The organism is Halomonas pelophila, from assembly GCF_040196315.1.
Lineage (GTDB): Bacteria > Pseudomonadota > Gammaproteobacteria > Pseudomonadales > Halomonadaceae > Halomonas > Halomonas pelophila.
Window position 1 is genome coordinate 1 of sequence record NZ_JBEGCI010000020.1, and the last position, 21,513, is coordinate 21,513.

A 21,513-nucleotide genomic window follows, 5' to 3' on the forward strand; every position below is an offset into this window, starting at 1 on the left:
TCGGGCACCTGCCGGCGCCCGAGGCCGACGGCAAGCGCTGCCTCACGTTTCCGCTGGATGCCCTGGACGGTGCCGACTGGGACTGAGGTCGTGCCCGTCGGGCGAGCGCCCGATCAAGGCGCTTCACCACGAGGCCCGTCGCCGCGGCGACGGGCCTAGCCGATGGCGGGCGCGGTATCGTCGGGAGGCCTTTCATGACGAATATGTATAGCAAAACGGTCTATCCTTAGAACGGTTATTGCGCTACGCTGATCCCACACTTCGACAGCGACATTCGATGGAGGGCGTCCCTCATGTCCCAGCAGTCCAGCGCATCCCGGCCAGGCGTCACCCCCTTCTTCGACGAGCCCACCAACACCTTCAGCTACGTGGTGCGGGATCCCGACAGCCGCGCCTGTGCGATCCTCGATTCGGTGCTCGACTTCGACTACGCCGCCGGCCGTACCGACGTGCGCTCCGCCGACGCGATCATCGCCTTCGTGCGCGAGCACGGCCTCGAGGTCGAGTGGGTCCTCGAGACCCACGTCCACGCCGATCACCTCTCCGCCGCGCCCTACCTGAACGACGCGCTGGGCGGCCAGACCGGCATCGGCGCCAAGATCACCGTGGTGCAGGAGGTCTTCGGCAAGGCCTTCAACGCCGGCACCGAGTTCGCCCGCGACGGCAGCCAGTTCGACCGTCTCTTCGAGGAGGGCGACACCTTCGCCATCGGCGGGCTCGAGGCGCGGGTGCTGCACACCCCGGGCCACACCCCGGCCTGCCTGACCTACGTGATCGGCGATGCCGCCTTCGTCGGCGACACCCTCTTCATGCCGGACTACGGCACCGCCCGCTGCGACTTCCCGGGCGGCGATGCGCGCACCCTCTTCCGCTCGATCCAGAAGGTGCTGGCCCTGCCGGACGAGACGCGCCTCTTCCTCTGCCACGACTACAAGGCGCCGAAGCGCGAGACATATCAGCACGAGACCAGCGTGGCCGAGCAGCGGGCTCATAACGTGCACATCCACGAGGGCGTCAGCGAGGACGCCTTCGTGACCATGCGTACCGAGCGTGACGCCACCCTGGGCATGCCGAAGCTGATCCTGCCTTCGGTGCAGGTCAACATGCGCGCCGGCCACCTGCCGCCGGCCGAGGAGAACGGCCAGGTCTATCTCAAGGTGCCGATCAACAAGTTCTGATTTCAGGTCGGCCCATCGACTGACGCCTCACGCACACGCCATCCCCAACAGGAGTGCTCATGCAGATCCATGAACTCGAACCCGGCTTCGCCATCGCCGATGCCGTGACCCCCGCCGACCTCGACGAGCTCGCCCGTCGCGGCTTTCGCTCGGTGATCTGCAACCGTCGCCCAGGCGAGGCCGAGGATCACCCCGACGACCGCCCCCTGCGGGAGCGGGCCGCCGAGCTTGGCCTCGAGTGGCGCTCGATCCCGGTGACGCCGGGCGACTACGCCGAGGCGGACATCGCGGCCTTCGGCGAGGCGCTGGACGAGCTGCCCACGCCGATCCTGGCCTTCTGCAAGACCGGCAAGCGCGCCGTGCATCTCTGGGCCCAGGCGCGCAGCCGCCAGGCCGGCTGTGACATTCGGGCCCTGCTGGCCGCGGCTCACGCCGCCGGCCACGACCCGCAGCCCATCCGCGAGCTGATCAAGGTCTGACAGGCGGACGCCCCGCGCGCCGCGACTGAGCCGAGTTCACGACCGATGATGAGACGCCCATGATCCCTTCCCGATGGATTCCCCTGATCGGCTGGCTGCACGGCTATCGGCGTGACCTCCTGGCGCGTGACCTGCTGGCCGCGGTGATCGTGACGCTGATGCTGGTGCCCCAGGCGCTGGCCTACGCCCTGCTGGCGGGGCTACCCCCGGAAGTGGGGCTCTACGCCAGCATGCTGCCGCTGGTGCTCTACGCCCTCTTCGGCACCAGCGCCACCCTGGCGGTGGGGCCGGTGGCGGTGGCCTCATTGATGACCGCCTCGGCGCTCGCCGGCATCGCGGCGCCCGGCAGCGCCGAGTACGTCGGGGCCGCCCTGGTGCTGGCCGCACTCTCCGGACTGGTGCTGGTGGGCATGGGCCTGTTGCGCCTGGGGTTTCTGGCCAACTTCCTGAGCCACCCGGTGATCTCGGGCTTCGTCACCGCCTCGGGCATCCTGATCGCCGCCAGCCAGCTGCGCCACCTGCTCGGCGTGGAGGCCTCCGGCCATAACCTGATGGAGATCGGCTCGGCGCTGATCGCGGGGCTCGAAGAGACCAATGCCATCACCCTGGCGATCGGTCTGGGCGTCTGGGCGTACCTGCTGATCTGTCGGCGCAGGCTCAAGGGCTGGCTCACCCGCCTGGGGCTGTCGACGACCGCGGCGGACCTGATGGCCAAGGCCGCGCCGGTCTCGGCGGTGATCGTCACCACCCTGCTGGCCTGGGGACTGGGGCTCGCCGACCAGGGCGTGGCCCTGGTCGGCGAGGTCCCGAGCGGCCTGCCGACGCTGGCGCTGCCGAGCCTGGAGCCCGAGCTCTGGTCGACGCTCGCGCCGGCGGCGGTGCTGATCAGCCTGGTGGGCTTTGTGGAGTCGGTCTCGGTGGCCCAGACCCTGGCCGCCAAGCGCCGCCAGCGCATCGACCCCAACCGGGAGCTGATCGCGCTGGGGCTCGCTAATCTCGGGGCGGGCACGAGCGGCGGCTCGCCGGTCTCCGGCGGCTTCTCGCGCTCGGTGGTTAACTTCGAGGCCGGCGCCGCCACGCCGCTCGCCGGCGCCTTCACCGCCCTGGGCATCGCCGTGGCGACCCTCACCCTGACCGCCCCGCTGGCCTTCCTGCCCAAGGCGACGCTCGCCGCCACCATCATCGTCGCGGTGGGCACCCTGATCGACCTGCCCGCCATCCAGCGCACCTGGGCCTACTCCCGGGCCGACGGTGTGGCCATGCTGGCGACCCTGGTGCTGACCCTGGTCCACGGGGTGGAGAGCGGCATCCTGGTCGGCGTGGGGCTGTCGCTGGGCCTGCACCTCTATCGCACCAGCCGGCCGCACAGCGCCGTGGTGGGGCGGGTGCCCGGCAGCGAACACTTTCGCAACGTGCGGCGCCACGCGGTCGAGACCGACGAGCGGCTGGCAATCCTGCGGGTCGACGAGAGCCTCTACTTCGCCAACGCCCGCTTCCTCGAGGATACCGTGATGACGATCGCCGCCCGCCAGCCGGGCGTGGCCCATATCGTGCTGGCCTGCCAGGCGGTCAACGTCATCGACGCCTCGGCCCTGGAGAGCCTGGAGGCGATCAATGCCCGTCTCAAGGACGCCGCCATTACCCTGCACCTGGCCGAGGTCAAGGGGCCGGTGATGGACCGCCTGGAGCACACCGCCTTCTGCCGGGCGCTGACCGGCCGCGTCTTCCTGAGCACCTTCGATGCCTGGCGGGCGCTCCACGACGAGCGTGCGGCCGAGACGTCCCGGGCGGCCTGCGGTGGGGCAGGGCTCCATGACGCCGCCTCGCCACGCCCATCCGACCCGGGGCTCGGCCCCATCACGGGAAATGCCCCTGTTGAAGGGCGTTTTCGCGCACACCGAGGAGACGCACCATGACTCACAATGTCGGCGGTATCGACAAGCTCGCGCGTATCGTCATCGGCGCCGTGCTGATCGGCCTGGCCATCACCGGACAGGTCGGCGCCTGGGGCTGGATCGGCCTGCTGCCGCTGGTCACCGGCCTGCTCAACACCTGCCCGGCCTATCGCCTGCTGGGCATCAGCACCTGCAAGCGGCAGAAGTGAACGATCGACACACGCATAGGGGAGGGCACGACACGTGGATTGGACGGCAAGCCTGCAGGGGCTGATCGGGGGGATCCTGATCGGCCTCTCGGCCACCTGGCTGATGGCGACCCTGGGCCGCATCGCCGGCATCAGCGGGATCATCGGCACCCTGGTCACCCAGCGCCCCCGGGGCGATAGCGCCTGGCGGCTGGCCTTCCTGCTGGGGCTCGTCAGCGGCCCGATCGCGCTGATGCTTCTTGGCGGCGGCCTGGGCAATGTCGCCGGCGGCGGGGTCGACGTGACCGGCCAAGTGATCGGCGCGCCCGCCGGTGGCGTGCCGCTGATGCTCGCCGCCGGCCTGCTGGTGGGGCTCGGCACCGGGCTCGGCAGCGGCTGCACCAGCGGCCACGGCGTCTGCGGCCTGGCGCGGCTCTCGAGGCGCTCGCTGGTGGCCACCCTGACCTTCCTGGCGGCGGCGATCGTCACCGTCTTCGTGGTGCGTCACGTGATCGGAGGTGGCGCATGAGGCGCGAGACCCAGAAGACCCTCATGGGCTACGTCGCCGGGCTGCTCTTCGGCCTCGGCCTCGCCGTCTCCGGGATGACCGACCCGGCCCGGGTGCTCGGCTTCCTGGATGTCGCCGGCGCCTGGGACCCGACCCTGATGTTCGTGTTGGGTGGGGCGGTGATCACCAACTTCATCGGCTATCGGCTGGTGCTGCGCCGCCCCCATCCGCTGCTGGGCGAGCGCTTCCAGCTGCCCACCCGCACCGACCTGGACGGACGGCTGCTCGGCGGGGCCGCCCTGTTCGGCATCGGCTGGGGGCTCTCCGGCTACTGCCCGGGGCCGGCCTTCGCCTCCCTCGCCGGGCTCACCGCGCCGCTTGCCGCCATGCTGGTGGCGATGGTGGTCGGCTGGTTTGCGGCCCAGGCGGTTCCCGCCCGGGGCTGACCGCTGCTCATTCCCGCGCCTCTCTCACCCCGGGGGAGGCGCGCTATCGACCAATGGACGGCATGCCCGGGCGGCGTGGGCGGTGCGGTTTAACGCCCGCTTAATGGCCCGGTGACAAGATGTCGCAGTTCACGAGGATTTCCTGCCATGCACGTACTGCTCATCGAGGATGACGCCCTGGTGGCGTCGGGCATTCAGGCCGGGCTCGGCGTCTACGACTTCGTCGTCGACAGCGTGGGCTCCATTGGCGAGGCCCGCTCCGCCATGGAGACGGTGGCCAGCGACGTGGTGATCCTCGACCGCGGCCTGCCCGACGGCGACGGCATGACGCTGCTCGAGGAGTGGCGGGCGGCCGGCATCGACACCCCGGTGCTGATCCTCACCGCCCGCGACGCGGTGAGCGATCGCATCGAGGGGCTGCACGTCGGCGCCGACGACTACCTGGTCAAGCCCTTCGACCTCGACGAGCTGGTGGCGCGCCTGCTGGCGCTGCTGCGCCGGGCCGCCGGACGCGCCCGGGCCCTGGTCGAGCACGGCGCGCTGTGCCTCGATCCCGTTTCCCGGGAGGTGACGGTGGCCGGATGGCCGGTGGCGCTGTCGCGCCGCGAGCTGGTGCTGCTGGAGGCCTTCCTCCAGGCGCCGCGTAGCGTGCTCAGCGCCGAGCAGTTGAAGGACAGCCTCTACGGCATGAACGAGGAGGTGGAGAGCAACGCGCTCAACGTCCACATCCACCACCTGCGCCGCAAGCTCGGCAGCCGGGTGATCGAGACGGTGCGCGGGCTGGGGTACCGGCTCGGCCCGCCCGAGGCGGTCGAGTCGCCGCGCCGTGCCGGCTCTGGTCGCCCATGAGCCTGCGCACGCGCCTGGTGCTGACCCTGGGGGCCACGCTGCTGTTGCTGTGGGGGCTCGCCGCCGCCTGGCTGATGCGCGATCTCTACCAGCAGGTGGAGGCGACCCTCGACCAGCGCCTCGCCCAGTCGGCGCGCATGGTCTCGGGGCTGATGGCGCAACTGCCGGTGGAGGTGTGGGAGCAGGCCGACCGGCGGGCGCTCTCGATCCCGCCCATCGAGGGGCTGGCCTGCCAGGTGCACTCGCCGCGCGGCGAGATCCTGGCCCGCACCCATACCGACATGCAGGAGATCCTGAAGGCGAGCGAGCCCGGGCACGCTTATCGCGAGGAGGGTGGCGTGACCTGGCGGGTGTTCACCTACCAACGCAACGGCCTGACCATCACCACCGCCGATCGCATGGATGAGCGCGACCTGCTGATGGCCAACGTGCTGGAGGTGGCGGTGGTGCCCTTCGTGGTGGCGCTGGCGGGCAGCCTGTTGGCGCTGTGGATCGGCGTGGTGCGCGGGCTCAAGCCCCTGGAGCGGCTGCGCGACGCCCTGGCGCGGCGCCATCCGGACGCCTTGGCGCCGGTGGCGACCCACGGCGTGCCCCACGAGATCCGCCCGCTGGTGGATGCGCTCAACGCCCTGCTGGCACGCATCCAGCAGGCCATCGTCCGAGAGCAGCGCTTCACCAACGACGCGGCCCACGAGCTGCGCACGCCGCTCACGGCCATCAAGACCCACCTGCAGGTGGCGCGACGGGTCGAGGGCGAGGCGGCGCGCCGGGCGCTGGACCACGCCGAGGAGGGCGTGGCCCGGCTCTCCCGCACCCTGGACCAGCTGCTGATGCTGGCCCGGGTCGAGGGGCGGGTGCACTTCGAGGACGGCGAGGCCAGCTGCGCCGGGGACGTCGCGGAGCTGGCGCTGCGCGACGCCGCGGCGAGCGAGCGGGCGCGCGTCACGCGCCCGAGCGCCTGGCCCGCGGGGGAGCTCGCGGTGCCCCGGGAACTCGCCATCACGGCGCTGCGCAACCTGGTGGACAACGCCCTGCGCCACGGGCCCGAGGGGAGCCCGGTGGCGATCACCGCGCGGCGCGACGCGCTGGACGGGACGCTGACCTTCGGCGTCAGGGATCACGGCCCCGGGGTCGCGGAGGCCGAGCTCGACCAGCTGCCCCGGCGCTTCTGGCGGGCGAGCCCCCAGCAGGGCAGCGGGCTGGGGCTTGCCATCGTGGCCGCCATCGCCGAGCGCTTCGGCGGCCGGCTGGCCTTCGCCCGTCCCGAGGGGGGCGGGCTCGAGGCGCGGCTGACGCTGCCGCTGACGACGGGACCGGTGCCGCCGGCCCGACCAGAGTCCCTGCAAGGGATCAACGACAATGACGAGGGGAACCCTAGATGACGATCATACGGATCGCGAGTGGCGTCGGGCTGGTGCTTGGCCTGGCGTCGGTTCAGGCGTCGGCGCAGGCCCTGGAGGGCGACGCCGAGCGCGGCCAGCAGGCGGCCGGCGTCTGCGTGGCCTGCCACCAGGCCGACGGCATGGGCATGGACAATCCGAACGGCGAGTCCTGGCCGCGCCTGGCGGGACTGCCGGCGGCCTACATCGCCAAGCAGCTGCACGACATCAAGGCGGGTCGCCGCGAGAGCGCCACCATGATGCCGTTCGCCAACATGCTCGATGACCAGCAGATCGCCGACGTCTCGGCCTACTACGCCGAGATGGCGTCCTGGCCGACGCTGCCCACGGCGTATCAACCGGCCGATCCCGAGGACGCCGCCGAGTGGCTGGCCAATCGCGGCGACTGGGCCGAGGACGCCATGATCCCGGCCTGCAACCAGTGCCACGGGCCCAACGGCCAGGGCGTGGGCGCGGTCTTCCCGCCGCTGGCCGGCCAGCATGCCGGTTATCTTGAGGCGCAGCTCGAGGCCTGGCGCGACGGAGCGCGCCACAACGACCCCAACCGGCTGATGGCGGGCATCGCCGAGCGCCTCGACGAGGCGCAGATCACGATGATCGCCGACTACTACGCCACCCTGCCGGCGACGCTCGCCGAGCCCGACGCCCCGTCATCCGAGGAGGACGCCCCATGAGCCTGCGCACATCCCAGCCGCTGAAGGCGACGGCCCTGGTCGCGACCCTCGCCCTTTCGACGGCCGCCCTGGCCCAGGACGAGGGCGTCGAGCGCGACTACCAGATCCCGCTGCCCCAGGCCCCCGAGGGCGAGGTGACCTTCACGCCGCCCCACGAGCGCGACCTGCCCGACAACCAGTACGGCGACATGGTGCGCAAGGGGCGCGATCTGTTCGTCGACACCCAGGCGCTGCGCGGCGAGTACGTCTTCAACGACCAGAACTGCGCCAACTGCCACCTCGACGCCGGCCGCCTGGCCAACTCGGCGCCGATGTGGGCCTCCTTCGGCGTCTATCCGGCCTACCGCGGCAAGAACGACAAGGTGAACACCCTGGCCGAGCGGATCCAGGGCTGCTTCACCTACTCCATGAACGGCACGCCGCCGCCGACCGGCAGCGAGCCGCTGGTGGCCATGCAGACCTACCTGCACTGGATGTCGACCGGCGCGCCGATCAACGAGTCGCTGCCCGGCCGCGGCTATCCCGCCCTCGAGGAGGCCGAGCAGGCGCCCGACCGGGCCCGCGGCGCCGAGGTCTACGCCGCGCAGTGCGCGGTCTGCCACGGCGACGAGGGCCAGGGCCAGAGGGTCGGCGAGCGCCAGGTCTTTCCCCCGCTGTGGGGCGACGGCGCCTACAACTGGGGGGCCGGCATGCACCGCGTGAACACGGCGGCCAACTTCATCAAGGCCAATATGCCGCTGGGCAAGCCCTACTCCCTCTCCGACCAGCAGGCCTGGGACGTGGCGGCGTTCATCAACGGCCATGAGCGGCCCCAGGACCCGCGGCGCCGCACCCTGGAGACCCTGGAGGAGACCGACGCGACCTTCCATAACCATCACGGCTACTACGGGGACGAGATCGACGGCCGGCGCCTGGGCGACCACGCCGACTTCGGCGAGAACCCGCGGCCCCTCGACGGCTGAACCCAGCCACCGGGCCAATGCAACGGGCCCCGCTGCCATGGCAGCGGGGCCCGTCGTCTTTCTAGAGCGAGTTTCAGGGGCGCGGCGAGCCCATCAGCTCGATCAGTCGCGCCTCCTCGGGGGCGCCCTGGACCTGCTCCAGGCGGCCGTCGTCGCGGCGATAGTAGGTGGTGGGGGTGGCGATCAGGCCGAGGCCCTCGAAGCGCTGGTTGTTGGCCCGCACCTGCTCCTCGATCTCGCGCGGCTGTGCCGAGACCTCGATGCCGCTCTCGCTCTGCTGGTGCGCCTGCAGCGCCTGGGCGGGATCGTCAGCGCCGAGCAGGGCGGCGGCCTTGGCGGGGCTGTCGCTTTTCAGGATGCCCACCATGATATGGCGCAGCTGGACCCGGCCGGCCTCGACCCAGGGGCGGCTCTGCGCGTGGAAGCGCTCGCAGTAGGGGCAGTTGGGGTCGGTGAAGGTGTAGAGGATGCGCTCGGCGTCCGGGTCGCCATCGGCGATCCAATGGCTCTGCTCGAGCGCCTGCCACACCTCGGCCTCCTGGGCGCTGCGCACGTGCTCGTCCAGCGGGGCGGCGGAGAGATCGTTGCCCTGGGCATCGATCAGGGTCCCGACCACCGCGTGCTCGCCGTCCGGGGTGAGGTAGACGGCCATCTCGCGGCCGCGATGGCTGGCGGCGAAGCCATCGAGCCCTCCCGGCGCCTCGAAGCGGGCGTGCACCTCCAGGCCCTCCTCCACCAAGGCCTGGATCGGGGCCGGCCAGGAGGTGTCGGCGGAAAGCGTCGTAGCGGCGGTCAGCGAGAGCAGGCCGACCGTCAGGGAGAGGGTTCGCATCGCGATGTCCTTGTAAAGCGCTGTCGTGGAATGATGTCGTGAGGGGATGTCGTTGGGGGTGACGAGGGGACTCGCGCCGGGCCCCGAAGTTCCCATCCTGCCACGCGGGCATTAGCCATGGATTAATCCCGGAACCGGCGGGGCGAGATGTCGCATCCCGCTCGCCGGCGGCGCCGTGGCAGGATAGGGGCGTTGACCAACCCGACTGCCGTTTCCTGACTGCTGGAGTCCCTCGCCATGCGCCGCGTTGCCCGTCCGCTATTCATACTTTCCCTGCTTTCCCTGCCGCTGTTTGGCGCCGCCGCCCAGGCCGACGCGATCGCCGTCGAGGGTGCCCAGGTGCGCGCCGTGCCGCCGGGCTCGGCCACCACCGCCGCCTTCATGACGCTGACCAACCCGGGCGAGACGGACCTGGCGCTGGTCGGAGGTGCCTCGCCGCTGGCCGGCCACCTCGAGCTTCACCACCATATGATGGTCGACGGCGTGATGCAGATGCGCCGGGTCGAGGCGATTCCGCTGCCGGCCGGCGAGACCGTGCGGCTGGCGCCGGGGGGCTGGCACCTGATGATGTTCGAGCTGGCCGCGACCCCGGCCGAGGGCGAGCGCGTCGCGCTGACCCTGACCCTTGACAACGGCGAGACCCTGACGGTTGATGCGCCGGTCCAGCGGGTGCAGCCGATGGAGATGAAGGGAGACGAGAAGGGCACGCACTAGGCCCACTGACCACGCTCGTTGATCATCGCCATCGATCATCCGGGATTCACCAGCCACAGGTTGCGGTAGGGGGCGAGGCTTTCTTCTCCGCGCTCTTCACCGGTCTCTTCTCCAGTCCAGGGCGCGTCCTCCAGCAGGTCGTGCCAGCCGGGTTCGGCCAGGGCCTCGAGGGCGAGCGGCTGGCGGCGGTCGGTGACGTTGTGGATCGCCAGCAGGCGCCGGCCGTCGTCGAGCGGCCCCCGCTCCAGCACCAGCAGCGCTGGCGAGGAAGGGATCACGCGCTGGCGCGCATCCGGGTGGAAGCAGGGCTCTAGGCGGCGCACCGCCAGGCGCCGCGTCAGGGCCAGGAACACCTCTCGGGTCTGCGTGTTGCGGCTCTCCAGCAGCTCCTCCAGCGCCGGGGCATGCCAGCGGTGGCGGTTGATCGCGCGCAGGCGGCCGGTGCGCTCGACCCCCTCCAGGTCGTTGAGGGTGGCGGTCAGCGAATGGACATAGAGCGCCGGAATGCCCTGCAGGGCCAGCATCAGGTGCTGGCTGCACAGGAAGCGCTCCACCTGCCAGGGATCGGCGCCGCGGCGGGTCCCCTTCATGGCCTCGAACCAGGTGATGTTGATCTCGTAGGGCACGTCGTGCCCCTCGGCATCGGTACGCATGCTGACGAAGCCGCCGAAGCGGTGCATCAGCTCCAGCAGGGCCTCGACCTCGTGGTGCGGCAACCAGCCCTCCAGCGGCCGCACCCCGATGCCGTCGTGGCTGGCGGTGAAGTTGACGTAGCTGCAGCCCGGCGGCAGGTCGGGCAGGCTCCCGAGCCAGTCGGCCAGGGTCGCCGCCTCGCCGCTGGTCAGGGTATGCAGCAGCAGCGGCGGCAGCGGGAACTGGTAGACCAGGTGGGCCTCGTCCGGCGTCGCCGGCGCCTCGTTCTCCCCGTCCGAGAGACGATCCAGACCTCCGCCTGAAAGGCGTTGCAGACCAAAGTAGCTGAGGTTCTCCCGGTGGGGCACGTTGGTCTCGGTGAGCAGCAGCGTGCCCGGCGCCAGGTGGTCGACCACGGCGCGCAGCAGCCGCACTACCTCGTGGGTCTCGGGCAGGTGGAGGCAGGAGGTACCGGGGATCTTCCACAGGAAGGCGATGGCGTCCAGGCGGATGACCCGCGCGCCCTGCTCCAGGTAGAAGAGCAGGATGCCGATGAACTCCAGCAACACGTCGGGGTTGGCGAAGTTCAGATCGATCTGGTCCTCGGAGAAGGTCGCCCACAGGTGGCGGGTGCCGCGACGAGTGGGCACCGGCACCAGCAGCGGGCTGCTGCGCGGCCGGACGACGGCGGAGAGGTCGGTGTCCGGGGCCATCTCGATGAAGTAGTCGCGCCCCGGCAGGCTGCCGCTCAGGTAGTCGACGAACCACAGCGACTCCCGGGAGACGTGGTTGAGCACCAGGTCGACGATCAGGTCGCCCCGCTCGGCCAGCCGGCGGATGTCGGCCCAGTCGCCCAGCGCCGGGTCGACTTCCCGGTAGTGGATCACCGAGAAGCCGTCGTCGCTGCTCCAGGGGAAGAAGGGCAGCACGTGCACGCCGCTGAAGGTCTCGGGCAGGCGCGCCTCGAGAAAGGCCAGCAGCACCGCCAGGGGCGGGGCGTCGCCGTCGACCAGGCTGTCGCCGTAGCCGATCAGCCACTGGTCGCGCTCGCTCCATAAGGGCGCGGCGGCCTCGAACCGCCGAGGGGGCAGGGCACCGCGATGGTGCGAGAGCAGCGTCAGCAGGCGGCGCAGTACCTCCTCGCGGCGCGGCCCGTAGAGGACGCCGAGATGGTCGCGGGCGCGGGCCATGAAGCCCGCCTCGTCCAGGGGGCGGGCGAGCGAGCGGGGCTGGGACATGGTGGCCTCCGTTGGCCTGGGGATACCAGTGCCTTGCAGCAGCCGTGCCAGCCACGCCGCTGGGCGCTCTGCCCGTGAACCGTTACAATGCCGCGACAGCCTCTTTTCGACGTCGGGTTACCCCCTATGCATTGCCCCTTCTGTGGCGCCAACGATACGCGCGTGACCGATTCCCGCCTGGTGGCCGAGGGTGATCAGGTTCGGCGGCGTCGGCAGTGCGCGGCCTGCGGCGAGCGCTTCACCACCTACGAGACCGCCGAGCTGGTGATGCCGCGGGTGATCAAGTCCGACGGCATCCGCGAGGTGTTCGACGAGGCCAAGCTGCGCGCCGGCATGCTGCGCGCCCTGGAGAAGCGCCCGGTGAGCGCCGAGTCGATCGAGGCGGCGGTGGAGCGCATCCGCCAGCACCTGCGGGCCCGCGGCGAGCGCGAGATCCACGCCCGGGACATCGGCGAGGAGGTCATGCAGGCTCTCAAGCGCCTCGACCAGGTCGCCTACATCCGCTTCGCCTCGGTCTACCGCCGCTTCCAGGACATCGACGAGTTCCGCGCCGAGATCGACCGCCTCGCCCAGGAGCCCGGCTTCCCCGACGACCCCGCCGGAGGACGCGGATGAGCGCCGCGACCCTGCCCGAGACCTGGATGGCCCGCGCCCTGAAGCTCGCCGAGCGCGGCCGCTACACCACCGACCCTAACCCCCGGGTGGGCTGCGTGCTGGTCAAGGAGGAGCGGGTGGTCGGCGAGGGCTGGCACGAGCGGGCCGGCGAGCCCCACGCCGAGGTCCACGCCCTGCGCGCGGCGGGGGAGGCCGCCCGCGGCGCCACCGCCTACGTGACCCTGGAGCCTTGCTCCCATCAGGGCCGCACCGGCCCCTGCGCCCGGGCGCTGGTCGAGGCCGGAGTGGCCCAGGTCGTCGTCGCCATGCAGGACCCCAATCCCCAGGTCGCCGGCCGGGGCATCGCCCTGCTGCGCGAGGCCGCTATCGAGGTGACGGTGGGTGTGCTGGAGGACGAGGCGCTGGCGCTCAATTCCGGCTTCGTGATGCGCATGTCCCACGGTCGGCCCTTCGTGCGCCTGAAGATGGCCATGAGCCTGGACGGGCGCACCGCCATGCGCTCCGGCGAGTCCCAGTGGATCACCGGGCCCCAGGCGCGCCGCGAGGTGCAGCGCCTGCGCGCGCGATCCAGCGCTATCCTCACCGGGGTGGAGTCGATCATCTTCGACAACGCCCGCCTCACCGTGCGCGCCGAGCAGCTGGCGCTGCCCGACGGCGAGGCGATCGCCGCCCGCCAGCCGCTGCGCGTGGTGGTCGACTCCCGTCTGCGCCTGCCCCAGGCGGCGGCCTGCCTGCGCGAGCCGGGCCGCACCCTGGTGGCGACCCTGGCCGATCACGAGCCCGAGCGCCGCGCGCGGCTCGAGGAGGCCGGCGCCGAGGTGGTGGTGATGCCGGCGGCCGCCGACGGTCGGGTCGATCTCGACGCCCTGCTGCACCACCTGGCCGAGGCGGAGCAGGCCAACGAGGTGCTGCTCGAGACCGGGGCGACGCTCGCCGGCGCCATGCTCGAGGCGAACCTGATAGACGAGATGCAGCTGTTCGTGGCGCCGACCCTGCTCGGCGGCGAGGCGCGTCCGCTCTTCGCGCTGCCCGGCCTCTCGTTGATGGCCCAGCAGAAGGGGGTCGAGATCCTCGACATCCGCGCCGTGGGCCAGGACTGGCGCATCACCGCAAGGCCCACGCGTCCGACCATGTCTGCTTCCTGAGCAACCTTCGCCCCGTGACGAGCGGTGAGCGGTAATACGCCACGGCCGCTATCTACTGGCGCCCACCGACGCGCCACGGTACCCTGACGCGGTTTCGAGGTGGCGACGCCGGAGGGCGACCCGATCGTCGCGGGACCGCGACGGCCACCACGCTGAATCAATGGAGACTCCATGGTGCACTCCTCATCCGGGGGCCTGGCCCCTATCGAAGAACTGGTCGAGGACATTCGTCAGGGCAAGATGGTGATCCTGATGGATGACGAGGATCGCGAGAACGAAGGCGACATCATCATGGCCGCCGAGAAGGTCGAGGCCGAGCACATCAACTTCATGGCGCGCCACGCCAGGGGGCTGATCTGCCTGCCGATGACCCGCGAGCGCTGCGAGCGTCTCCAGCTGCCGCTGATGGTGCGCGACAACGGCTCCGGCTTCGGGACCAAGTTCACCCTCTCCATCGAGGCCGCCGAGGGCGTCACCACCGGGATCTCCGCCGCCGACCGGGCGCGTACCGTCCAGGCCGCCGTGGCCCGCGACGCCCAGGCGGAGGACATCGTCCAGCCCGGCCACATCTTCCCGCTGATGGCCGAGCCCGGCGGCGTGCTGCGCCGCGCCGGCCATACCGAGGCGGCCTGCGACCTCGCGGCCCTGGCCGGCCTCGACCCGAGCGGCGTGATCTGCGAGGTGATGAACGAGGACGGCAGCATGGCGCGCCGCGCCGAGCTCGAGCGCTTCGCCGTCGAGCACGGCCTGAAGATGGGCACCATCGCCGACCTGATCCACTACCGCATCCACAACGAGCAGACCGTGCAGCCGGTGGAGTCGAGCCCGGTCGAGACCGCCTTCGGCGAGCTCACCCTGCACGTCTTCCGCGACAGCATCCAGGGCGCCCACCACCTGGCGCTGGTCAAGGGGCACCCGCATCCCGAGGTCCCGACCACGGTGCGCGTGCACCTGGCCAACGTGATGCGCGACCTGCTGGCCCTGCAGAAGGGCGAGCGGGCGAGCTGGACCGCCCACCAGGCGCTGGCCGAGGTGGCCGGCGCCGAACACGGCGTCTTCGTGCTGCTCGACGACGGCCGCCCGCGCCAGGACCTGCACGACCTGCTCGAGGTGTTCCTCGAGCGGCGTCGCCCGCCGCGCACCAGCGACTCCGACGGCGCCGGCAACTACCTGACCATCGGCACCGGCTCGCAGATCCTGCGCCACCTGGGCGTCGGCAAGATGCGCCTGTTGAGCTCGCCCTGGAAGTTCTCCGCCCTCTCTGGCTTCGACCTCGAGGTGGTGGAGCGCCTGGAGCCCGGCGAGCCCGCGCCCGGCGAGGCGCGCGACGACTGACGCCGCGCCCGCCTTCATCATGACGGCATGGCCCGCGGGCCATGCCCCCGGACCCTTCCGTACCGGATCTTTCAGGACATAGAACCATGCAACCGATTTCCCAAGTCGAAGGCAGCTTCGTCGACGTCGATGGCCGCTACGTGATCGTGGTCGGCCGCTTCAACCACCACGTGGTGGACAGCCTGGTCGAGGGCGCCGTGGACAGCCTGGTGCGCCACGGCGTGGACGCCGAGAACATCGACATCGTCCACGTGCCCGGTGCCTGGGAGCTGCCGCTGGCGATCAAGCGCGTGCTCCAGGTGGCGCGTCCCGACGCGGTGCTCGCCCTGGGCGCGGTGATCCGCGGCGGCACCCCCCACTTCGAGTACGTGGCCGGCGGCTGCAACACGGCCATGGGCAACCTGCAGCTCGAGTTCGACACCCCGGTGGCCAACGGCGTGCTGACCGTCGAGTCCATCGAGCAGGCCATCGAGCGGGCCGGCACCAAGGCCGGCAACAAGGGCGCCGAGGCGGCCATGGCGGCCATGGAGATGGTCTCGCTGCTGCGCTGCTTCGGCGACGATACCGCCGGGGGTGAGGCATGAGCGGCGAGCGTACGCGGGCGCCCTCGAAGGCACAGCAGTCGCGCCATGCGGCCCGTGAGCTGGCCGTCCAGGGCCTCTACCAGTGGCAGATGACCGGCAAGTCGATCACCGCCGTGGAGGCGGAGTTTCGCAGCCAGGTGGCCGATGACGACCTCGAGGATCATGAGAACTGGCACAAGGTCATGGAGATCGCCGACCTGGCGCTCTTCCATGAGCTGCTGCACAACGTGGCCCGCGACCGCCAGGCCCTCGATGCGTCCATCGCGCCGCTGCTCGATCGCCGCCTCGAGGATCTCGATCCCATCGAACTCGCGATCCTGCGCCTGGGCGCCTACGAGCTCGCAAAGCGCCTGGAGGTGCCGTACCGCGCGGTGATCACCGAGGGCGTCGAGCTCGCCAAGTCCTTCGGGGCCACGGACGGACACAAGTACGTCAACGGCATCCTCGACAAGCTTGCCGGGCGGCTGCGGTCCGCCGAGGTCACCGCTCGCCGCCGCTGAAGGCCCGCCCCGATGCACAGCGAATTCGAACTCATCACCCGCTACTTCACGCCCGACCCGCCCGGTGCCGAGGCCGGCGTGAGCCTGGGCGTGGGCGACGACTGCACGCTTCTGGCGCCGACCCCGGGCGAGCGGCTGGCGGTCAGCGTCGATACCTCGGTCGCCGGGGTCCACTTCCCCGAGGCGGCCCCGGCCGCGGCAATCGGCCATCGGGCGCTGGCGGTCAGCCTGAGCGATCTCGCCGCCATGGGCGCCCGCGCCCGCTGGTGCCTGATGTCGCTGACCCTGCCGGCGGCGGACGATGGCCCCTGGCTCGCCGACTTCGCCCGCGGCTTCCATGCCCTCTGCGACGCCACCGGTACCGCCCTGGTGGGCGGCGACGTCACCCGCGGCGAGCTTGCCATCGGCGTGACGGTGATGGGGGAGGTGCCGCCCGAGCAGGCGCTGACCCGCCACGGCGCCCGGCCGGGCGACGTGCTGGCGGTCACCGGGACGCTCGGCGGCGGCGCCGGCGGGCTGGCCCTGTGGCAGGGCGGCGAGCGCGATCTCGCCCATCCGCTGCTCGCACGCTACCTGCATCCGCAGCCGCGCCTCGCCGCGGGTCTCGCCCTGCGTGGCCTGGCGAGCGCCGCCATCGACGTCTCCGACGGCCTGCTGGCCGATCTGGGCCACGTGCTCGAGGGCTCCGGCGTGGGGGCCGAGCTGACCCCCGAGGCGCTGCCGCTGGCCGAGGGGCTCTTTGATGCGCTCGGTGAAGAGGGCGCGCGGGAGGCGGCGCTGCACGGCGGCGACGACTACGAGCTGCTGGTGGCCCTGCCGCCGGAGCACCTCGCCACGGCGCGTGGGCGACTGGCCGAGCGGGGCCTGGCGCTGACCGAGATCGGCCGGCTGGTCGAGGCGCCCGGCATTCGCGGGGTGGCGCTCGGCGGCGAACGGGGCTGGCAGCATTTCCAGTCGGGCGGCGCTCCGTCGGGCGGCGCTCCGACAGGCGGTGCCTCATGAACCAGGCTCCCGCCAGCGTCTGGCGACGCCCGGTCCACTTCCTGGCCTTCGGCCTGGGCAGCGGCACCGTGCCCTTCGCCCCCGGCACCTTCGGCACCCTGGCCGCCATCCCCTTCTACTGGCTGATGTCCGAGCTGCCGCTGGGCTGGTACCTGGGCCTGGTGGCGGTGACCTTCCTGTGGGGCATCTGGCTCTGCGACAAGACCTCCCACGACCTGGGCGTCCACGATCACTCCGGCATCGTCTGGGACGAGTTCGTCGGCTACTGGCTGACCATGGCTGCCGTGCCCTTCTCCTGGGAGGCGGCGCTGTGGGGGTTCGCGGTGTTCCGCGTCTTCGACGTCTTCAAGCCCTGGCCGATCCGCTGGGCGGATCGCCGGGTCGCCGGCGGCTTCGGCATCATGATCGACGATGTCCTCGCCGCGGCCTACGCATGGAGTACCATGCACCTGTGGTTCTGGCTCCACTGAGTCGCCGCGCTCGAGGGCACCTCCCTCGCCGCGCGCCGCGGTGGCCCGGATACGGCGCGGACAAGGAAGGCCATGATGCGCAAGGAACGACTGATCGTCCCGGTGGTGGTGGGGCTGGCGCTGCTCTGGGTGCTGGCCCAGGCCATCGCCAGCCTGCTCTTCGAGCGTGACCTGGTCCGGGCCCTCGAGGATCTCGCCGCCCGGGGCGACCTGCTGGTCGAGCGCAGTGACGTCGAGCGGGGCTGGCTCGAATCCAGCGGTACCCTCCACCTGACCCCCCGCTTCGGCCGGGCCTGGCACCTGGCGCTGCCCTACGAGGCGCGTCACGGGGTGATCAATACCCGCATCGACGGCACGCTCAAGCCCCATGTCGGTCCCGACGACCGTCGGCTGTTCGGCGATCTGCTGTCCTCGTCGCCGCCACGCTGGCAGGCCCGCTACCATACCCTCGGCGCTACCCTGCGAGGGCGCCTTACGCTCTCGCCGTTCCTCATCCGCCAGCAGGAGCGCGCGCTGGACTTTCGCGGTGGCGAGGTCACCTTCAGCGGCGTCTACGGGGACTGGCGCCTGCAGGCCGACCTCGCGCCCTGGCGACTCAGCGATGGTTCGACCACGCTTGAGACCGGCCCGGTCACCCTGGAGAGCCGCTACGCCTACACCGAGGACGCCTACCACTTCACCCAGCAGGATCTGCTCAAGGTGGCAGGGCTGACCTGGCGCCAGCCGGACCTCGCGCTGGATGCCAGCGGGCTGGTGCTGCACAGCCGCACCACCCTCGACGAGGCCGAGCTGCGCATCGAGAGCGAACTGACCCTCGATCGCCTGATGGCCGCCGACGAGGTGCTGCTCACCGGCCGCCTCGCCGTGGAGCTCTCACGGATCAACGCCGATGCGCTGCGCCGCGTGCTGGCCACGCTGCGCGACGAGGCGGCCCGCGGCGAGACCGACCGCCAGGGCAGTGCGCTGCTGGCGCGCCTGGAGCCCGACCTGCTGGGCATGCTCGAGGACTCGCCGCGGCTGGACATCCACGCCGTCGACCTCGACAGCCCGATGCTGGGGCTGGACGCCCGCGGCGACGGCGCCCTGTTCTTCGACGCGGACGCACTCGAGGCGCTGGACCTGGCCGCGCTGGACGAGCCCGAGGAGCAGGCCCGCTGGCGCTCGCGGCTCTACGGCGACGTGACCTGGGATCAGGTGCCCCCGGTGGTGGCGCTGTGGCTCGGCCTGCCGCTGGGCACCAAGGACCTGGCGATCGACGTGGTGCGCGGGCGGGTCAGGATCAACGGCCGGCCGCTGCCACCGATCCTCGAACGGCGTCAATGACTTGAAGTCGGGCCCCGCTGCCCGCATCCCTCAAGGCAGCCCCGGGAGACCTTCCCGACGACTCAGGACGAGGACCGCATGAGCGACGACCACGAGATGCAGGATGGCCTGGACTGGATCCACGCCAGCGACGACGACGCCTTCGACGACGAGCTATCCGGCGTCGAGGGCCACCACGCGGTGGTGCCCGCCAGCGACTCCCTGCCCGAGCGCATCTACCTGCTGCCGATCCACAACCGGCCCTTCTTCCCCGCCCAGGTCCAGCCGCTGGTGATCAACCGCGAGCGCTGGGAGGAGACCATCCGCCGGGTCGGCGACACGCCGCATCGCACCGTCGGCCTGGCCTTCGTCGGCGAGACCGGCGTCGAGGAGCTGGGCGGCGAGGACTTCCCCGCGATCGGCACTGCGGTGCGGGTGCATAAGCTGCAGGGCGAGGATCAGCAGATCCAGTTTATCGCCCAGGGCATGCGGCGCTTTCGCATCACGCGCTGGCTCTCCAAGGAGCCGCCCTATCTGGTGGAGGTGAGCTACCCCCGCGAGCCGGTGGATGCCGAGGAGGACGAGACCCGCGCCTACGCCATGGCGCTGATCAACGGCATCAAGGAGCTGCTGCCGATCAACCCGCTCTACGGCGAGGAGCTCAAGCACTACCTGAATCGCTTCAGCCCCCATGAGCCGGGGCCGCTGACCGACTTCGCCGCGGCGATCACCTCGGCCAAGGGGCCGGAGCTTCAGGACGTGCTGGCGACCCTGCCGGTGATGGAGCGCATGCAGAAGGTGCTGCCGCTGCTGCGCAAGGAGATCGACGTCGCCCAGCTGCAGAGCGAGATCAGCGAGCAGGTCAACGCCCAGATGCAGGAGCGCCAGCGGGAGTTCTTCCTGCGCGAGCAGCTCAAGGTGATCCAGCGCGAGCTCGGCATCTCCAAGGACGATCGCGAGAACGACGTCGACACCTTCCGGGCGCGCCTCGAGGGATGCGTGGTGCCCGAGCGGGTCATGGAGCGCATCGACGACGAACTCGACAAGCTCTCGGTGCTGGAGACCGGCTCGCCGGAGTACGGCACCACCCGCAACTACCTCGACTGGCTCACCGCCATGCCCTGGGGCGTGAACAGCCAGGACCAGCTCGACCTGGCCCACGCCCGCAAGGTCCTCGACCGCGACCACGACGGCTTGAACGACGTCAAGGAGCGCATCGTCGAGTTCCTCGCCGAGGGCACCTTCAAGGGCGACGTGGGCGGCTCGATCCTGCTGCTGGTCGGCCCGCCGGGCGTCGGCAAGACCTCGGTGGGGCGCTCCATCGCCGACGCCCTGGGTCGCGAGTTTTACCGCTTCTCGGTGGGCGGCATGCGCGACGAGGCCGAGATCAAGGGTCATCGGCGTACCTACATCGGCGCCATGCCCGGCAAGCTGGTCCAGGCCCTCAAGGAGGTCGAGGTCGAGAACCCGGTGATCATGCTCGACGAGATCGACAAGATGGGCCAGTCCTTCCAGGGCGACCCGGCCTCGGCGCTGCTCGAGGTGCTCGACCCGGAGCAGAACGTCGACTTCCTCGACCACTACCTCGACGTGCGCCTGGATCTTTCCAAGGTGCTTTTCGTCTGCACCGCCAACACCCTGGACTCGCTTCCCCCGGCGCTGCTCGACCGCATGGAGCAGATCCGCCTCTCGGGCTATATCGCCGAGGAGAAGGTGGCCATCGCCAAGCACTTCCTGTGGCCCAAGCTGCTCAAGCGCGATCGTATTCCCAAGAAGCGCATCAACCTGACCGATGCCGCGCTGCGCCAGGTGATCGAGGGCTATGCCCGGGAGGCCGGGGTGCGCCAGCTCGAGAAGCAGCTGCATCGCATCGTGCGCAAGGCGGCGGTCAAGCTGCTGGAGAGCGACCAGCAGTCGGTCCGGGTCTCGGTCAACAATCTCGAGACCTATCTCGGCCCGCCGATCTTCCGCAAGGAGCAGGTGATGAAGGGTGAGGGCGTGGTCACCGGGCTCGCCTGGACCTCCATGGGTGGGGCCACGCTCTCCGTGGAGGCCGGCAAGGTGCACGCCCTGGATCGCGGCTTCAAGCTCACCGGTCAGCTCGGCGACGTCATGAAGGAGTCGGCCAACATCGCCTACAGCTACGTGCTGGGCCACCTCGGCGACTACGGGGCCGATGCGGACTTCTTCGACTCGGCCTTCGTGCACCTGCACGTGCCGGAGGGGGCCACGCCCAAGGACGGCCCCTCGGCCGGGGTGACCATGGCCACGGCGCTGCTCTCGCTGGCCCGGCATCAGGCCATCGACAGGCCCCTGGCGATGACCGGCGAGCTGACCCTGACCGGCCAGGTGCTGCCGGTGGGCGGTATCCGCGAGAAGGTGATCGCCGCTAGGCGCAGCGACATCTTCGAGCTGATCCTGCCCGAGGCCAATCGCCGCGACTACGACGAGCTGCCCGACTACCTCATGGAGGGGCTCACGGTGCACTTCGCCGGGCGCTATCGCGACGTGGCCCGGGTGGTCTTCGGCTAACGCAGGGCCCCAACTCGGCCCTCCCGCGCGCA

Annotated in this window: 22 protein-coding genes; 20 read left to right on the forward strand and 2 right to left on the reverse strand. The window is 71.0% G+C overall.

The window, feature by feature from the left end; genetic code table 11:
• The first annotated feature begins 293 nt into the window (after positions 1 to 293).
• The 10 genes from ABE957_RS16820 to ABE957_RS16865 all read left to right on the forward strand — a co-directional run bounded on the left by ABE957_RS16820 (position 294) and on the right by ABE957_RS16865 (position 8,579).
• On the forward strand, positions 294 to 1,178 hold the full coding sequence (locus tag ABE957_RS16820; protein ID WP_349759822.1) for an MBL fold metallo-hydrolase: 885 nt from the start codon (positions 294 to 296) through the stop codon (positions 1,176 to 1,178).
• A gap of 59 nt (positions 1,179 to 1,237) precedes the next feature.
• Positions 1,238 to 1,657 (forward strand): protein tyrosine phosphatase family protein, encoded by a 420-nt coding sequence (locus ABE957_RS16825; protein WP_349759823.1) that lies wholly within the window; start codon positions 1,238 to 1,240, stop codon positions 1,655 to 1,657.
• A 59-nt stretch (positions 1,658 to 1,716) separates the two neighbouring features.
• Positions 1,717 to 3,573, forward strand: a complete 1,857-nt coding sequence (locus tag ABE957_RS16830) for a SulP family inorganic anion transporter (protein WP_349759824.1) — start codon at positions 1,717 to 1,719, stop codon at positions 3,571 to 3,573.
• Positions 3,570 to 3,761: a YgaP family membrane protein gene (locus ABE957_RS16835; protein ID WP_349759825.1), complete on the forward strand. Its 192-nt coding sequence runs from the start codon at positions 3,570 to 3,572 to the stop codon at positions 3,759 to 3,761. Before ABE957_RS16830 ends, ABE957_RS16835 begins: the two co-directional genes overlap by 4 nt.
• A gap of 34 nt (positions 3,762 to 3,795) precedes the next feature.
• Positions 3,796 to 4,269: a YeeE/YedE family protein gene (locus tag ABE957_RS16840; RefSeq protein WP_349759826.1), complete on the forward strand. Its 474-nt coding sequence runs from the start codon at positions 3,796 to 3,798 to the stop codon at positions 4,267 to 4,269.
• The gene (locus tag ABE957_RS16845) at positions 4,266 to 4,694 is read left to right on the forward strand and encodes a DUF6691 family protein (protein WP_349759827.1); all 429 of its coding nucleotides are present in this window, start codon (positions 4,266 to 4,268) and stop codon (positions 4,692 to 4,694) included. The genes ABE957_RS16840 and ABE957_RS16845 overlap by 4 nt, the downstream gene beginning before the upstream one ends.
• A gap of 147 nt (positions 4,695 to 4,841) precedes the next feature.
• On the forward strand, positions 4,842 to 5,543 hold the full coding sequence (locus ABE957_RS16850) for a response regulator (protein WP_349759828.1): 702 nt from the start codon (positions 4,842 to 4,844) through the stop codon (positions 5,541 to 5,543).
• Positions 5,540 to 6,925: an ATP-binding protein gene (locus tag ABE957_RS16855; protein WP_349759829.1), complete on the forward strand. Its 1,386-nt coding sequence runs from the start codon at positions 5,540 to 5,542 to the stop codon at positions 6,923 to 6,925. The genes ABE957_RS16850 and ABE957_RS16855 overlap by 4 nt, the downstream gene beginning before the upstream one ends.
• Positions 6,922 to 7,617 carry a c-type cytochrome gene (locus tag ABE957_RS16860; protein ID WP_349759830.1) on the forward strand — a complete coding sequence of 232 codons (696 nt, stop codon included), beginning with the start codon at positions 6,922 to 6,924 and terminating at the stop codon, positions 7,615 to 7,617. Before ABE957_RS16855 ends, ABE957_RS16860 begins: the two co-directional genes overlap by 4 nt.
• Positions 7,614 to 8,579: a c-type cytochrome gene (locus ABE957_RS16865; RefSeq protein WP_349759831.1), complete on the forward strand. Its 966-nt coding sequence runs from the start codon at positions 7,614 to 7,616 to the stop codon at positions 8,577 to 8,579. The genes ABE957_RS16860 and ABE957_RS16865 overlap by 4 nt, the downstream gene beginning before the upstream one ends.
• Before the next feature lie 73 nt (positions 8,580 to 8,652).
• Here the strand turns inward: ABE957_RS16865 and dsbG are convergent, their stop codons facing one another.
• Positions 8,653 to 9,411: a thiol:disulfide interchange protein DsbG gene (gene dsbG / locus ABE957_RS16870; protein WP_349759832.1), complete on the reverse strand. Its 759-nt coding sequence runs from the start codon at positions 9,409 to 9,411 to the stop codon at positions 8,653 to 8,655.
• Positions 9,412 to 9,648: 237 nt separating this feature from the next.
• Here dsbG and ABE957_RS16875 point away from each other — a divergent pair, with 237 nt between their 5' ends.
• Positions 9,649 to 10,125 (forward strand): copper chaperone PCu(A)C, encoded by a 477-nt coding sequence (locus ABE957_RS16875; RefSeq protein WP_349759833.1) that lies wholly within the window; start codon positions 9,649 to 9,651, stop codon positions 10,123 to 10,125.
• Positions 10,126 to 10,160: 35 nt separating this feature from the next.
• On the opposite strand, the gene ABE957_RS16880 is transcribed toward ABE957_RS16875, so the two are convergent.
• On the reverse strand, positions 10,161 to 11,996 hold the full coding sequence (locus ABE957_RS16880; RefSeq protein ID WP_349759834.1) for a sugar phosphorylase: 1,836 nt from the start codon (positions 11,994 to 11,996) through the stop codon (positions 10,161 to 10,163).
• A 126-nt stretch (positions 11,997 to 12,122) separates the two neighbouring features.
• Between ABE957_RS16880 and nrdR the strand changes: the two genes are divergently transcribed.
• The 9 genes from nrdR to lon all read left to right on the forward strand — a co-directional run bounded on the left by nrdR (position 12,123) and on the right by lon (position 21,481).
• Positions 12,123 to 12,611, forward strand: coding sequence for a transcriptional regulator NrdR (gene nrdR / locus ABE957_RS16885; protein ID WP_349759835.1), 489 nt, complete (start codon positions 12,123 to 12,125; stop codon positions 12,609 to 12,611).
• The gene (gene ribD, locus ABE957_RS16890) at positions 12,608 to 13,756 is read left to right on the forward strand and encodes a bifunctional diaminohydroxyphosphoribosylaminopyrimidine deaminase/5-amino-6-(5-phosphoribosylamino)uracil reductase RibD (RefSeq protein WP_349759836.1); all 1,149 of its coding nucleotides are present in this window, start codon (positions 12,608 to 12,610) and stop codon (positions 13,754 to 13,756) included. The genes nrdR and ribD overlap by 4 nt, the downstream gene beginning before the upstream one ends.
• Before the next feature lie 171 nt (positions 13,757 to 13,927).
• A complete protein-coding gene (gene ribBA, locus ABE957_RS16895; protein ID WP_349759837.1) occupies positions 13,928 to 15,091 on the forward strand; it encodes a bifunctional 3,4-dihydroxy-2-butanone-4-phosphate synthase/GTP cyclohydrolase II in 1,164 nt (387 codons plus the stop codon).
• Positions 15,092 to 15,177: 86 nt separating this feature from the next.
• Positions 15,178 to 15,675, forward strand: a complete 498-nt coding sequence (gene ribH / locus ABE957_RS16900) for a 6,7-dimethyl-8-ribityllumazine synthase (RefSeq protein ID WP_349759838.1) — start codon at positions 15,178 to 15,180, stop codon at positions 15,673 to 15,675.
• The gene (gene nusB, locus ABE957_RS16905) at positions 15,672 to 16,175 is read left to right on the forward strand and encodes a transcription antitermination factor NusB (protein ID WP_349759839.1); all 504 of its coding nucleotides are present in this window, start codon (positions 15,672 to 15,674) and stop codon (positions 16,173 to 16,175) included. Before ribH ends, nusB begins: the two co-directional genes overlap by 4 nt.
• A 12-nt stretch (positions 16,176 to 16,187) precedes the next feature.
• Positions 16,188 to 17,177 carry a thiamine-phosphate kinase gene (gene thiL / locus ABE957_RS16910; protein WP_349759840.1) on the forward strand — a complete coding sequence of 330 codons (990 nt, stop codon included), beginning with the start codon at positions 16,188 to 16,190 and terminating at the stop codon, positions 17,175 to 17,177.
• Complete coding sequence (locus tag ABE957_RS16915) at positions 17,174 to 17,647, forward strand: phosphatidylglycerophosphatase A family protein (RefSeq protein ID WP_089848422.1); 474 nt, start codon at positions 17,174 to 17,176, stop codon at positions 17,645 to 17,647. Before thiL ends, ABE957_RS16915 begins: the two co-directional genes overlap by 4 nt.
• A gap of 75 nt (positions 17,648 to 17,722) precedes the next feature.
• Positions 17,723 to 18,970, forward strand: a complete 1,248-nt coding sequence (locus ABE957_RS16920; RefSeq protein WP_349759841.1) for a DUF945 family protein — start codon at positions 17,723 to 17,725, stop codon at positions 18,968 to 18,970.
• Between the two features lie 78 nt (positions 18,971 to 19,048).
• Complete coding sequence (gene lon / locus ABE957_RS16925; RefSeq protein ID WP_349759842.1) at positions 19,049 to 21,481, forward strand: endopeptidase La; 2,433 nt, start codon at positions 19,049 to 19,051, stop codon at positions 21,479 to 21,481.
• The last annotated feature ends 32 nt before the right edge of the window (positions 21,482 to 21,513 follow it).

What these genes read in the sequence shown, in the direction of transcription:
- ABE957_RS16920 (WP_349759841.1), top strand. Translation starts at nt 17,723, where the DNA reads ATGCGCAAGGAACGACTGATCGTCCCGGTGGTGGTGGGGCTGGCGCTG.
- ABE957_RS16830 (WP_349759824.1), top strand. Translation starts at nt 1,717, where the DNA reads ATGATCCCTTCCCGATGGATTCCCCTGATCGGCTGGCTGCACGGCTAT.
- ABE957_RS16880 (WP_349759834.1), bottom strand. Translation starts at nt 11,996, where the DNA reads ATGTCCCAGCCCCGCTCGCTCGCCCGCCCCCTGGACGAGGCGGGCTTC.
- ABE957_RS16855 (WP_349759829.1), top strand. Translation starts at nt 5,540, where the DNA reads ATGAGCCTGCGCACGCGCCTGGTGCTGACCCTGGGGGCCACGCTGCTG.
- ribH (WP_349759838.1), top strand. Translation starts at nt 15,178, where the DNA reads ATGCAACCGATTTCCCAAGTCGAAGGCAGCTTCGTCGACGTCGATGGC.
- ribBA (WP_349759837.1), top strand. Translation starts at nt 13,928, where the DNA reads ATGGTGCACTCCTCATCCGGGGGCCTGGCCCCTATCGAAGAACTGGTC.
- nusB (WP_349759839.1), top strand. Translation starts at nt 15,672, where the DNA reads ATGAGCGGCGAGCGTACGCGGGCGCCCTCGAAGGCACAGCAGTCGCGC.
- ABE957_RS16820 (WP_349759822.1), top strand. Translation starts at nt 294, where the DNA reads ATGTCCCAGCAGTCCAGCGCATCCCGGCCAGGCGTCACCCCCTTCTTC.
- ABE957_RS16860 (WP_349759830.1), top strand. Translation starts at nt 6,922, where the DNA reads ATGACGATCATACGGATCGCGAGTGGCGTCGGGCTGGTGCTTGGCCTG.
- dsbG (WP_349759832.1), bottom strand. Translation starts at nt 9,411, where the DNA reads ATGCGAACCCTCTCCCTGACGGTCGGCCTGCTCTCGCTGACCGCCGCT.
- ABE957_RS16915 (WP_089848422.1), top strand. Translation starts at nt 17,174, where the DNA reads ATGAACCAGGCTCCCGCCAGCGTCTGGCGACGCCCGGTCCACTTCCTG.
- ABE957_RS16845 (WP_349759827.1), top strand. Translation starts at nt 4,266, where the DNA reads ATGAGGCGCGAGACCCAGAAGACCCTCATGGGCTACGTCGCCGGGCTG.
- thiL (WP_349759840.1), top strand. Translation starts at nt 16,188, where the DNA reads ATGCACAGCGAATTCGAACTCATCACCCGCTACTTCACGCCCGACCCG.
- ABE957_RS16875 (WP_349759833.1), top strand. Translation starts at nt 9,649, where the DNA reads ATGCGCCGCGTTGCCCGTCCGCTATTCATACTTTCCCTGCTTTCCCTG.
- ABE957_RS16850 (WP_349759828.1), top strand. Translation starts at nt 4,842, where the DNA reads ATGCACGTACTGCTCATCGAGGATGACGCCCTGGTGGCGTCGGGCATT.
- ABE957_RS16835 (WP_349759825.1), top strand. Translation starts at nt 3,570, where the DNA reads ATGACTCACAATGTCGGCGGTATCGACAAGCTCGCGCGTATCGTCATC.
- ABE957_RS16825 (WP_349759823.1), top strand. Translation starts at nt 1,238, where the DNA reads ATGCAGATCCATGAACTCGAACCCGGCTTCGCCATCGCCGATGCCGTG.
- ABE957_RS16865 (WP_349759831.1), top strand. Translation starts at nt 7,614, where the DNA reads ATGAGCCTGCGCACATCCCAGCCGCTGAAGGCGACGGCCCTGGTCGCG.
- lon (WP_349759842.1), top strand. Translation starts at nt 19,049, where the DNA reads ATGAGCGACGACCACGAGATGCAGGATGGCCTGGACTGGATCCACGCC.
- nrdR (WP_349759835.1), top strand. Translation starts at nt 12,123, where the DNA reads ATGCATTGCCCCTTCTGTGGCGCCAACGATACGCGCGTGACCGATTCC.
- ribD (WP_349759836.1), top strand. Translation starts at nt 12,608, where the DNA reads ATGAGCGCCGCGACCCTGCCCGAGACCTGGATGGCCCGCGCCCTGAAG.